Source organism: Streptomyces triticagri (genome assembly GCF_003429565.1).
In the GTDB taxonomy this organism is placed as follows: Bacteria; Actinomycetota; Actinomycetes; order Streptomycetales; family Streptomycetaceae; genus Streptomyces; species Streptomyces triticagri.
Genome location: NZ_QUAK01000013.1, coordinates 60,275 through 72,569, shown reverse-complemented (window position 1 = coordinate 72,569; position 12,295 = coordinate 60,275). Strand labels below are relative to the sequence as shown.

Here is a 12,295-nt window from a genome sequence, read left to right as displayed (position 1 = left end):
ACGGTGCTCAGCGGTACGCGGCCGGTCGGCGTCAGTCGTCCGAGGAAGCCGCCGCCGCGGTTGTCTTCTTCGCCGGTGCGGCCTTCTTGGCCGTCGTCTTCTTGGCCGTCGTCTTCTTGGCCGTCGTCTTCTTGGCAGCCGTCTTCTTCGCTGCCGTCGTCGTCTTCTTGGCGGCGGTCTTCTTCGCTGCCGTCTTCTTGGCCGCGGTCTTCTTGGCGGGTGCCTTCTTGGCCGCCTTCTTCGCGGTCTTCTTGGCAGGGCCCTTGGCGCGCTTCTCGGCGAGCAGCTCGAAGCCGCGCTCGGCGGTGATCTCCTCGACGGAGTCGGCCGCCCGGAGCGTCGCATTCGTCTCGCCGTCGGTGACGTACGGGCCGAAACGGCCGTCCTTCACCACGACGGGCTTGCCGCTGACCGGGTCCTCACCGAGCTCCTTGAGCGGCGGCTTGGCGGCGGCCCGGCCGCGCTGCTTGGGCTTGGAGTAGATCTCGAGGGCCTCCTCGACGGTGATCGAGAAGAGCTGCTCCTCGGTCTCCAGGGAGCGCGAGTCCGTGCCCTTCTTCAGGTACGGGCCGTACCTGCCGTTCTGCGCGGTGATGTCGACGCCCTCGGCGTCCTGGCCGACGACGCGCGGCAGCGACATCAGCTTCAGCGCGTCCTCGAGCGTGACGGTGTCCAGGGACATCGACTTGAACAGCGAGGCGGTACGCGGCTTCACCGCGTTCTTGCCGGTCTTCGGGGTGCCCTCGGGGAGCACCTCGGTGACGTACGGGCCGTACCGGCCGTCCTTGGCGAGGATCTCGCGGCCGGTCTCCGGGTCGGTGCCGAGCGCGAAGTCGCCGCTGGGCTTGGCGAGCAGCTCCTCCGCGTACTCGACGGTCAGCTCGTCGGGGGCGAGGTCGTCGGGCACGTCGGCGCGCTGGTGGTTCTCGGCGCCCTTCTCGCCGCGCTCGACGTACGGGCCGTACCGGCCGACGCGGAGCACCACGTCCTCGCTGATGGGGAACGAGGAGACCTCGCGCGCGTCGATCGCACCGAGGTCGGTGACGAGTTCCTTGAGTCCGCCGAGGTGGTCGCCGTCGCCGTTCCCCGCGTCGGAGGCCGCGCCCGAGACGTCGCCCTCACCGAAGTAGAAGCGCCTCAGCCACGGCACGGCCTGCGCCTCACCGCGGGCGATGCGGTCGAGGTCGTCCTCCATACGGGCCGTGAAGTCGTAGTCCACGAGCCGCCCGAAGTGCTTCTCCAGGAGATTGACCACGGCGAAGGACAGGAAGGACGGCACCAGGGCGGTGCCCTTCTTGAAGACGTAACCGCGGTCCAGGATCGTCCCGATGATCGAGGCGTACGTGGACGGGCGGCCGATCTCGCGCTCTTCGAGCTCCTTGACCAGGCTGGCCTCGGTGTACCGGGCCGGGGGCTTGGTCGCGTGGCCGTCGACCGCGATCTCCTCGGCGGTCAGGCCGTCGCCCTCGGCGACCTGCGGGAGGCGGCGCTCGCGGTCGTCCAGCTCCGCGTTCGGGTCGTCGGCGCCCTCCACGTAGGCCTTGAGGAAGCCGTGGAAGGTGATCGTCTTGCCGGAGGCGCTGAACTCGGCGTCCCGGCCGTCCGAGGCCGTGCCGCCGATCTTGACGGTGACCGAGTTACCGGTCGCGTCCTTCATCTGGGAGGCGACGGTCCGCTTCCAGATCAGCTCGTAGAGCCGGAACTGGTCACCGGTCAGACCGGTTTCGGCCGGGGTGCGGAAGCGGTCGCCGGAGGGGCGGATCGCCTCGTGCGCCTCCTGCGCGTTCTTGACCTTGCCGGCGTACGTGCGGGGCTTGTCCGGCAGGTAGTCGCTGCCGTAGAGCTGGGTGACCTGGGTGCGGGCCGCGGTGACCGCGGTGTCCGACAGGGTGGTGGAGTCCGTACGCATGTAGGTGATGAAGCCGTTCTCGTACAGCTTCTGGGCCACCTGCATGGTCGCCTTCGCGCCGAAGCCGAGCTTGCGCGAGGCCTCCTGCTGCAGCGTCGTCGTACGGAACGGGGCGTACGGAGAGCGGCGGTACGGCTTGGACTCGACGGAGCGGACCGCGAACTGCGCGTCCTCGAGGGCCGCGGCGAGCGCCCGCGCATTGGCCTCGTCCAGGTGCAGGGTGTTCGCACTGCCCGGCTTGAGCTCACCGACCGAGTTGAAGTCCCGGCCCTGCGCGATGCGCTTGCCATCGACGGTGGTGAGGCGCGCGACGAGCTTCGCGGGGTCGGAGGAGTCGCCGGTGCGGCCCGTGCCGAAGGTGCCGGTCAGGTCCCAGTACTCGGCGGAGCGGAAGGCGATGCGCTCGCGCTCGCGCTCGACGACGAGCCGGGTGGCCACGGACTGGACACGGCCTGCCGAGAGCCGCGGCATGACCTTCTTCCACAGGACCGGCGAGACCTCGTAGCCGTAGAGGCGGTCGAGGATGCGGCGGGTCTCCTGGGCGTCGACCATGCGCTTGTTGAGCTCGCGCGGATTGGCGACGGCGCCCTGGATGGCGGCCTTGGTGATCTCGTGGAACACCATGCGCTTGACCGGGACCTTGGGCTTGAGGACCTCGAGGAGATGCCAGGCGATCGCCTCGCCCTCGCGGTCCTCATCGGTGGCGAGGAGGAGTTCGTCGGAATCCTTGAGCAGGTCCTTGAGCTTTTTGACCTGGGCCTTCTTGTCCGCGTTGACCACGTAGATCGGCTGGAAGTCGTGCTCGACGTCCACCCCGAGGCGGCGCACCTCGCCGGTGTACTTCTCGGGCACCTCGGCGGCGCCGTTCGGCAGGTCGCGGATGTGCCCGACGCTCGCCTCGACGACATAGCCGGGGCCCAGATAGCCCTTGATCGTCTTCGCCTTGGCAGGCGACTCGACGATGACGAGTCGGCGGCCGCCCTGTGCGGTCTCGCTGGTCGGGGACAACGTGGCTCTTCTCTCCGGTCGACACTGAGTGGATTGCGGACAGTCGGTGCGCTGACTCTGCGTTCAGCACGCTGACGCTGCGGAGTGTGACGGTACATCCCGCCCCCGTGTCAAACGGGAAAAGCCCGCAACGGCCACTCGAACGGTAACCCGACTACCGCCATTCCTGCCGCCCGGAGTACGGACCTGCTGTCCCGCCCGTTTCCGGAGTGCTTCTTCTCAGATTCCCGGTGATCTTCTCCCCTGTGCATCCGGAGTGCTTCCAACGCGCGCGTCCCACGCGCGCGCCATATTGCCCACGAGCCCTTCCGGGTATTCCGGAGTGCCTCGCCTCAGATGCGTGTGAAGCACCACACCCCGAGGAGCAGCGCCCCGGCCCCGGCGAGTGCGGTCAGTGCGGCCGATGTCACGGGATTCACTCCGTGCGCGACCGGCGCGCGATGCGCGACCCGCGCGCCCGTCCACGTCAGCAGGCCCGCGCCGAACAGCGCGAACACCACACCGGCGAAGATCGCTGGTCCGCTCTCCATGCCCCGTCTTCCTTCCACCGTCGTCCCACCCGCGGTCCAGGAGGACCGCCATCCAGGAGGGCGACGCTGACATGTCAGAGCCACCAGGGAGCGTCGCCGGGCCGAACCCCGGGTGAACGGCGGACGGGAAACCCCGATACGGCGGACCCGGCGCCGCGCAGGCCGGTCCCGGTCAGCCGACGGGCTCCAGGAAGCCCTGCTCGACGAGCAGCCTGATCTGCTCCGGGCTGCGCTCCCGCAGCAGCACCGGGTCCTCGCCCATCAACTGCGCGATGGCGTCCAGGATCCGGCCCGCACTCAGCGAGCCGTCGCACACCCCGGCGAAGCCCGCGCCGACCGTGTCCACCTGGGTGGCCCGGCGCATCCCGCGGTGCTGACGGAGGACCACATGCTCGGGATCCTCGGAACCCGGCAGTCCGACCTGCTCCTGCACGACCTCGCCGGCCAGCTCGAAGTGCCCTTCGAGCAGCGCCGCGTCGTCGTGCTCCCGCAGCCAGTCCTGCCGCTCGAAGTGCGCCCGTACGGTGTCGCCGAGCGGCTGCTCCACGGGGTGCGGCCACTCCTCCACGACGATCGACGGCGTCCGGGCACCGGACTTGCGCAGGGTGATCCAGCCGAAGCCCACCGCCCGGGTGTCGAGCGCCTCGAACTCGTCGAGCCAGGCCTCGTAGCGGGCGGCGTACGCGTCCGGGTCGGTGCGGTGGTCGCCCGCGTCGCGCAGCCAGAGCTCGGCGTACTGCGTGACGTCCTGGACCTCGCGCTGCACGATCCAGGCGTCGCAGCCGCGGGGCACCCAGGAGCGAAGGCGGTCCTGCCACTCCTCGCCCGCCACGTGCTGCCAGTTGGCGAGGAACTGCGCGTAGCCGCCCTCGTTCAGACGCTCCCCCGCCTCCTGCACGAGGGTCCGGCACAGGTCGTCGCCGGCCATCCCGCCGTCCCGGTAGGTGAGCCGGGCGCCGGGCGAGATGACGAACGGCGGATTGGACACGATCAGGTCGTACGTGGCGTCCCCGAGCGGTTCGAAGAGGGAGCCCTGCACGAGCTCGGCCTCCGGCGCTCCCGACAGGGCGAGGGTGAGCCGGGTGATGTGCAGGGCACGGGGGTTGAGGTCGGTGGCCGTCACCCGCGTGACGTGCTGGGCGGCGTGCAGCGCCTGGATGCCGGAGCCGGTGCCGAGGTCCAGGGCGCTCGCCAGCGGCGTACGGACCGTGAGGCCGGCCAGCGTGGTGGAGGCGCCGCCGACGCCGAGCACCACGCCCTCGTCGTGACTGCCGATGCCCGCGGCACCGCCGACCGCACAGCCCAGGTCGGAGACGATGTACCAGTCCTCGCCGGACGGGCCGCCGTAGGGCCGTACGTCCACGGTGGCGCGCAGCTCCTGCGCGGCGCCCTCCCCCGTACCTTCACCCGCGACCGTCAGCCAGCCGTCCGCCAGGCAGGCGTCCACCGGCAGAACGTCGGCCACGCGCGCGTGGGGCACGGTCTGCTGGAGCAGGAAGAGCCGCACCAGGGCGGGCAGCGGGCCGCCGCCGCGGGTCGCGCGCAGGGCGGGCACGGTCTCGCTGCGGGCGAGCGCGGTGTAGGCCGGGGCGCCGAGCAGATCGAGGAGTCCGTCGACGGTGAAGCCGGCGGCGAGGAAGGCCTCCCGCAGCCGTGCCGCGGTCGGGGAGTTGTCGGTCCTTGGCAGAGTCGTCGTACGCACCCGGCCATTGTCCTCCGCGGGGTGCGGCCCGGCTGCCGCACCCACGCCGAACGGGTCCCGCCGGATCGCCCGCGCTCCGGCCGGACCGGGAGCGGGCTTCCGCCGGACCGGGAGCGGGCTTCCGCCGGGTCAGGCGCTGGACGGACTCGGCGAGATGCTCTCCGACTTGCACTCGGACTGCTGGGAGATGGCGTCGCCGACCTCGCCCTCGAGCAGCGTCTTCAGCGCGCCGTCACCCTGCTTCTGGATCTCGCCGAGGTCCTTGCCGACCTTCTCGAGCCCCTTGGAGAAGGCGTCGAGCCCCTTGGCCGAGTCGTCCTTCGCGTCCAGCTTGTCGACCTGCTTCTTGAGGTCGGCGTAGCCCTTGGACGCGGCGGTCAGGTCGGCGATGGCGTCCTTCTGGATCTTCTCGCCGTCGTCGACCGGCGGCGGTCCCGCCTTCTTCAGTGCGGCCGCGATCGCCTTGTCCGCGTCGGAAATGGCCTGGAAGGCCTCCGAGTCGGCCTTCTTGACGTCCTCCGGCTTGCCGTCCGCCGCGGTCGAGATGATGGTCTGCTGGGCCTTCACGCTCTTCTCGAGCTGAGGCTGGATCTGCCCGCAGAGCGACTTCGCCCAGTCGTTCAGCTCGTCGTCCTTGTCGTCGCTGCAGCCCGACAGGGCCAGTACCAGTACCGCACCGCCGGACAGTGCGGCTGCAAGCTTCTTGTTCACCGGATTGGTCCCTTCCATGGCTCTCGGCCCCGGAACATACACGCCAAGTGGGCGACAACCGCGAGTCGTACGTCCGCTTCGAACACGATTGAAGCCATTTGCACCAAGGAGAGCAGTATCACGGAAACAAAAGCGGGGCGGACGACGCATCAAAAAGCGTCGCCCGCCCCGCCGTTGAGCCCAGCGGTGAACTCACGGGCCGGATCTCGGGACCGCCCCGCAGGTCGGTCCCGGCCCGACCCCTGCCGTACTCAGGACGAAACCGGGGCCGTGTCCGCCGAGTTGGCGACCCGTTCGGTCTCCGTGTCGTCCCCGACGGTGATACTGCGCCGTTTGGAGACGTAGACCGCGACCATGATGACCGCGATCGCAAGCACGGCGATCACCGCCCGTACGCCGGGACTGGCGTCGTCGCCGTAGCTGAACTGTACGACCGCGGGGGCGATCAGCAGCGCCACCAGGTTCATCACCTTGAGCAGCGGGTTGATCGCGGGGCCCGCGGTGTCCTTGAACGGGTCGCCCACGGTGTCGCCGATGACGGTCGCGGCATGGGCCTCACTGCCCTTGCCGCCGTGATGGCCGTCCTCGACGAGCTTCTTGGCGTTGTCCCAGGCGCCACCGGAGTTGGCGAGGAAGACCGCCATCAGCGTGCCCGCCCCGATCGCCCCGGCCAGGAACGCGCCGAGCGCACCGACACCGAAGGTGAAGCCGACCGCGATCGGCGTCATCACCGCGAGCAGACCCGGCGTCGCCAGCTCCCGCAGTGCGTCCTTGGTGCAGATGTCGACGACTCGTCCGTACTCCGGCTTCTCCGTGTAGTCCATGATCCCGGGATGCTCGCGGAACTGCCGCCGCACCTCGTACACCACCGCGCCGGCGGACCGCGACACCGCGTTGATCGCGAGCCCGGAGAAGAGGAACACGACCGCGGCGCCCAGGATCAGACCGACCAGGTTGTTGGGCTGGGAGATGTCCATCACCAGGTTCATCGGAGCCCCGTCGCCGAGCTTCTCCCCCACGTCCCCGGCCGCTTCCGCGATCGCGTCGCGGTACGAGCCGAAGAGCGCGGCCGCCGCGAGTACGGCGGTGGCGATGGCGATGCCCTTGGTGATGGCCTTGGTGGTGTTGCCCACCGCGTCCAGGTCGGTGAGCACCTGGGCGCCGTCGCCCTCCACGTCACCGGACATCTCGGCGATGCCCTGGGCGTTGTCGGAGACCGGACCGAAGGTGTCCATGGCGACGATCACACCGACTGTGGTGAGCAGTCCGGTGCCGGCGAGTGCCACCGCGAACAGCGCCAGCATGATCGACGTACCGCCGAGCAGGAAGGCGCCGTACACCCCGAGACCGATCAACAGCGCGGTGTACACGGCGGATTCGAGGCCGAGCGAGATACCGGCCAGGATCACCGTCGCGGGCCCGGTCCCCGAGCTCTTGCCGACGTCGCTCACCGGACGCCTGCTGGTCTCGGTGAAGTACCCGGTCAACTGCTGGATCAGCGCGGCGAGCACGATGCCGATGGCCACCGCGACCACGGCGAGGACCCGCGGGTCGCCGCCCTTGGCCTGGATCACCGCGTCGGTGACACCGTCGAGTTCGGCGTACGTGGACGGCAGATACGCGTACACCGCGCCCGCGACGAGTACCAGGGAGATCACCGCGGAGATGAAGAAGCCGCGGTTGATCGCCGTCATGTTGGTGCGGTCGCCGCGGCGCGGTGCGACCGCGAAGATGCCGATGATCGCGGTGACCACGCCGATCGCGGGCACCATCAGCGGGAACGCCAGACCGGCGTCGCCGAAGGCCGCCTTGCCGAGGATCAGCGCGGCGACCAGGGTGACGGCGTAGCTCTCGAAGAGGTCGGCGGCCATGCCGGCGCAGTCGCCGACGTTGTCGCCCACGTTGTCCGCGATGGTGGCGGCGTTGCGCGGGTCGTCCTCCGGGATACCCTGCTCGACCTTGCCGACCAGGTCCGCGCCGACGTCGGCGGCCTTGGTGAAGATGCCGCCGCCGACTCGCATGAACATGGCGATGAGCGCGGCGCCGAGACCGAAGCCCTCGAGCACCTTCGGCGCATCCGCCGCGTACACGAGCACCACGCACGCGGCACCGAGCAGGCCGAGCCCGACGGTGAACATGCCGACCACGCCACCCGTACGGAACGCGATCTTCATGGCCTTGTGGGAGACGGCGGTGAGATCCTGCGCCCCGGCCGGCGCGGGGGCGGCACCCTCCTTTTCACCGGATGTCGTATCCGTACTCGATGCCGTGTCCGTACTCGCGGAGGACGGGACCGCGGTGGCTTCGCGGGCGGCGGCCGCCACCCGGACATTGCTGCGGACGGCGAGCCACATACCGATATAACCGGTGGCCGCCGAGAAGAGCGCGCCGATCAGGAAGAAGATCGATCGGCCGGCGCGCTGATTCCAGTCGTCCGCGGGAAGCAGCATGAGCAGGAAGAACACCACGACGGCGAATACACCGAGGGTGCGCAACTGCCGTGCCAGATAAGCATTTGCCCCTTCCTGTACTGCCGCCGCGATCTTCTTCATGCTGTCGGTGCCCTCGGACGCGGCGAGCACCTGGCGCACCAGGACTCCGGCCACGGCGAGGGCCACCAGGGCCACGACTCCGACGAGCACCACGATGAGGCGGTTGTCGGACGTGAGCACTGCGGCTGCGAAGGTTGAGGGATGGTCCAGCTGATGAGGGGTAGAAAGCCCCGCCATTCGTCCTCCTTGACGCTTGGGCTGAGCTCAAGATGTGGACGGATTGTAGGGAGCGGAACCTGATCAAAACAGTGGGCTGCAAACGGAATTGCTCTTGGCCGCTCGTCAGCAAATGATCGCACTCAAAGATTACGCCCGATAGTGCTAATGCCCCAAAGGCATTGACTCGGCATTCGCCGCGGAGCCGGTCGAAGATCGACGATCTACCGAAAAGAAAAAAGGCCCTGATCACCAGGGCCTTCGCTCGGAGTCTCGGGGCGACACCTCATGCGGTGCCGTCGGGTCACGTCGCCAGCGGCTCCGGCGCCGTCGGCCAGCTCATCCTGATGAGCCCGCCCTCCTGCGACGAGGAGACCTCCACGTCGTCGACGAGTCCGCTGATGACGGCGAGGCCCATCTCGTCCTCGCCCTCGGCCTCCGGGTCGTCCAGGGCCGCGACGATCCCCGGCACCGAGCCGCTGTTCACCGCCGTGTGCGGCGCCTCGTCACCGACCTCGATGGAGAACTGCTTCTCCTCCTCGGTCAGCGCCACCCGGACCGGAGCCTCGATCCCATGGCTCTGGTGCAGGCCCACGGCACGGGAACAGGCCTCCCCGACCGCCAGTCTGACCTCGTCGAGAACCGCCTCGTCCACCCCGGCCCTGCGCGCCACCGCGGCCGCGACCAGCCTCGCTGTCCTGACGTGCTCCGGCAGCGCACTGAAGCGGAGTTCAACGGTGGGCATGCGTCCCCCTCGGATCTTCGAGCGTGCTTACGGGGGGCCGGGCCCGCGGGCCCGGTACCCCCCTTCGAGCTTCCCGGGCTCGGGGCCCGGGGCGCACCCACCTCAGTCGGTGGCCGCCACCGCCTCGTCGACCGAGGCGTGAATCGGGAACACCTTGGTGAGCCCGGTGATCCGGAAGATCTTCAGAATGCGCTCCTGATTGCACACCAGGCGCAGCGAACCCTCATGGGCCCGCACTCTCTTGAGACCGCCGACCAGCACACCGAGGCCGGTCGAGTCGAGGAAGTCCACACCCTCCATGTCGACGACCAGATGGAAACTGCCGTCGTTCACCAACTCGACCAGCTGCTCGCGCAGCTTGGGTGCGGTATATACATCAATTTCGCCACCGACCTCGACGACCGTACGATCGCCGACGGTACGGGTCGACAGGGACAGGTCCACGGATCCTCCAGCACCTTGCTATCGAGCGCTCGCCCCTCGGACGCCTGGAACCCCAGGCCTGAGGCGGTCGCCAGCCGCGATGGCATTCAATCACCTATGGGCAGGCGTGCACGACGCCTTCGGACCATTGTCCGTCACGCCGGTGACACACTCGGTGCCGATGGCCAAGAAACAGCGCCCCGAGCACGCCCCGCCGGGCACCTCCGCACGGCCTTCCCCGCACACGGTCCTGGACCGGCTCGCCGCGGGGGAAACCCGGGCTGCGCGCATCACCCATACGGAGCACTTGCCCCCGCGGGCCGGTCGCCATGCCGTCTGGCCGCACCGCATCCGCTCCGAGGTCGTCGCCGCGGTGCAGGCGGCCGGGATCGCCGATCCGTGGGCCCATCAGGCGCAGGCCGCCGAGCACGCGCTCGACGGCCGCAGTGTGGTCGTCGCGACCGGCACGGCGTCCGGCAAGTCCCTGGCGTATCTCGTGCCCGTCCTGTCCGCCCTCCTGGACGGCTCCGAGGCGGCCAACGGGCGCGGGGCCACCGCGCTCTATCTGGCGCCCACCAAGGCCCTCGCAGCCGATCAGCGCCGCTCGGTGCAAGAGCTCGCCGGCCCGCTCGGCAAGGCGGTACGGCCGGCGGTCCACGACGGCGACACCCCCTTCGAGGAACGCGAGTGGGTGCGCCAGTACGCCAACTACGTACTGACCAACCCGGACATGCTGCACCGCGGGATACTCCCGTCCCACCCCCGCTGGTCCTCGTTCCTGCGCGCCCTGCGCTACGTCGTGATCGACGAGTGCCACACCTATCGCGGCGTCTTCGGCTCACACGTCGCCCAGGTCCTCCGCCGACTGCGCCGGCTGTGCGCGCGCTACGGATCCGATCCGGTCTTCCTGCTCGCCTCCGCCACCGCCGCCGAGCCCGCGGCCGCTGCCGGGCGGCTCACCGGACTGCCCGTCGAGGAGGTCGCCGACGACGCCTCACCCCGCGGCGAACTGGTCTTCGCCCTGTGGGAGCCGCCGCTCACCGAACTGCACGGCGAACAGGGCGCCCCGGTCCGCCGTACCGCCACCGCCGAGACGGCCGATCTGCTCACCGATCTGACCCTGCAGGGCGTGCGCTCGGTGGCCTTCGTACGGTCCCGCAGGGGCGCCGAACTGATCTCGGTGATCGCCAAGGAACGGCTGGCCGAGATCGATCGGTCGCTGACCGGTCGGGTGGCCGCGTACCGGGGCGGCTATCTGCCGCAGGAGCGCCGCGCCCTCGAGCGCGCCCTGCACTCCGGCGAACTGCTCGGCCTCGCCGCGACCACCGCGCTGGAACTCGGCATCGACGTCTCGGGCCTCGACGCCGTGGTCATCGCCGGCTACCCGGGCACCCGGGCCTCGCTGTGGCAGCAGGCGGGTCGCGCCGGCCGGACCGGGGAGGGGGCGCTCGCGGTCCTGGTGGCCCGTGACGACCCGCTGGACACCTATCTCGTGCACCATCCGGAGGCGATCTTCCGGCGGCCGGTGGAGGCCACGGTGCTCGACCCGGGCAATCCGTACGTCCTGGCACCGCATCTGTGCGCCGCCGCGGCCGAACTCCCTTTGACCGAAAATGATCTGTCGCTCTTCGGGCCGGGCGCGGCGGAGGTGCTCCCTCAGCTGGAGGCGGCGAAGCTCCTTCGGCGCCGCGCGACCGCCTGGCACTGGACCCGCCGCGAACGGGCCGCGGACCTCACCGACATCCGGGGCCAGGGCGGCCCGCCCGTGCAGGTCGTGGAGGCGGGCACCGGACGACTGCTCGGCACGGTGGACGCGGCCGCCTCGCACGCCGCGGTGCACGAGGGCGCGGTCCACCTGCACCAGGGGCGTACGTACCTCGTCGAGGAGCTGGACCTCGAGGACTCCGTCGCCCTGGTGAAGGAGGCGAACCCGCCGTACTCGACGACGGCCCGGGACACCACCTCCATCTCCGTACTGGAGACGGAGGTGACCGTGCCGTGGGGCGAGGGGCAGCTGCACTACGGCTCCGTCGAGGTCACCAGCCAGGTCGTCTCCTTCCTGCGCCGCAGGCTCATCACCGGTGAGGTGCTCGGCGAGTCCAAGCTCGATCTGCCGCCGCGCACGCTGCGCACCCGGGCCGTGTGGTGGACGGTCACCCAGGATCAGCTGGACGCGGCGCGGATCGGCCCGGAGATCCTCGGCGGCGCGCTGCACGCCGCCGAGCACGCCTCGATCGGCATCCTGCCGCTCTTCGCTACCTGCGACCGCTGGGACATCGGCGGCGTCTCGGTGCCGCTGCATCCGGACACCCTGCTGCCGACCGTGTTCGTGCACGACGGGGAGCCGGGCGGCGCCGGCTTCGCCGAGCAGGCCTTCCGTACGGCCCGGGAGTGGCTCACCGCCACCCGCGAGGCCATCGCGTCCTGCGAGTGCGAGGCCGGCTGCCCGTCCTGCATCCAGTCCCCGAAGTGCGGCAACGGGAATGAACCCCTGCACAAGCGGGGCGCCGTCCGCCTCCTCACCGAACTCCTCAAGGGCGCGCCGGAGTCCTGACGGAC

The 12,295-nt window shown here is 70.1% G+C and carries 8 protein-coding genes; 1 reads left to right on the top strand and 7 read right to left on the bottom strand.

Annotated features, from left to right (window positions below):
* Nucleotides 1-31 precede the first annotated feature (31 nt).
* The 7 genes from topA to bldG form a co-directional block, all read right to left on the bottom strand.
* Nucleotides 32-2,917, bottom strand: coding sequence for a type I DNA topoisomerase (gene topA / locus DY218_RS02155; RefSeq protein ID WP_128554145.1), 2,886 nt, complete (start codon nt 2,915-2,917; stop codon nt 32-34).
* A 332-nt stretch (nt 2,918-3,249) separates the two neighbouring features.
* The gene (locus tag DY218_RS02150) at nt 3,250-3,447 is read right to left on the bottom strand and encodes a hypothetical protein (protein WP_128554144.1); all 198 of its coding nucleotides are present in this window, start codon (nt 3,445-3,447) and stop codon (nt 3,250-3,252) included.
* Nucleotides 3,448-3,619: 172 nt separating this feature from the next.
* The gene (locus tag DY218_RS02145) at nt 3,620-5,149 is read right to left on the bottom strand and encodes a N5-glutamine methyltransferase family protein (RefSeq protein ID WP_128554143.1); all 1,530 of its coding nucleotides are present in this window, start codon (nt 5,147-5,149) and stop codon (nt 3,620-3,622) included.
* 129 nt (nt 5,150-5,278) lie between these two features.
* Nucleotides 5,279-5,860: a small secreted protein gene (locus DY218_RS02140; RefSeq protein WP_233521303.1), complete on the bottom strand. Its 582-nt coding sequence runs from the start codon at nt 5,858-5,860 to the stop codon at nt 5,279-5,281.
* Nucleotides 5,861-6,111: 251 nt separating this feature from the next.
* Nucleotides 6,112-8,589 carry a sodium-translocating pyrophosphatase gene (locus DY218_RS02135; protein ID WP_128554141.1) on the bottom strand — a complete coding sequence of 826 codons (2,478 nt, stop codon included), beginning with the start codon at nt 8,587-8,589 and terminating at the stop codon, nt 6,112-6,114.
* A 283-nt stretch (nt 8,590-8,872) separates the two neighbouring features.
* A complete protein-coding gene (locus DY218_RS02130; protein ID WP_128554140.1) occupies nt 8,873-9,313 on the bottom strand; it encodes an ATP-binding protein in 441 nt (146 codons plus the stop codon).
* A gap of 102 nt (nt 9,314-9,415) precedes the next feature.
* Nucleotides 9,416-9,757 (bottom strand): anti-sigma factor antagonist BldG, encoded by a 342-nt coding sequence (gene bldG / locus DY218_RS02125; protein ID WP_119294186.1) that lies wholly within the window; start codon nt 9,755-9,757, stop codon nt 9,416-9,418.
* A 79-nt stretch (nt 9,758-9,836) separates the two neighbouring features.
* Here bldG and DY218_RS02120 point away from each other — a divergent pair, with 79 nt between their 5' ends.
* Nucleotides 9,837-12,290 (top strand): DEAD/DEAH box helicase, encoded by a 2,454-nt coding sequence (locus DY218_RS02120; protein WP_199566590.1) that lies wholly within the window; start codon nt 9,837-9,839, stop codon nt 12,288-12,290.
* The last annotated feature ends 5 nt before the right edge of the window (nt 12,291-12,295 follow it).

What these genes read in the sequence shown, in the direction of transcription:
- DY218_RS02150 (WP_128554144.1), bottom strand. Translation starts at nt 3,447, where the DNA reads ATGGAGAGCGGACCAGCGATCTTCGCCGGTGTGGTGTTCGCGCTGTTC.
- DY218_RS02135 (WP_128554141.1), bottom strand. Translation starts at nt 8,589, where the DNA reads ATGGCGGGGCTTTCTACCCCTCATCAGCTGGACCATCCCTCAACCTTC.
- DY218_RS02130 (WP_128554140.1), bottom strand. Translation starts at nt 9,313, where the DNA reads ATGCCCACCGTTGAACTCCGCTTCAGTGCGCTGCCGGAGCACGTCAGG.
- DY218_RS02120 (WP_199566590.1), top strand. Translation starts at nt 9,837, where the DNA reads ATGGCATTCAATCACCTATGGGCAGGCGTGCACGACGCCTTCGGACCA.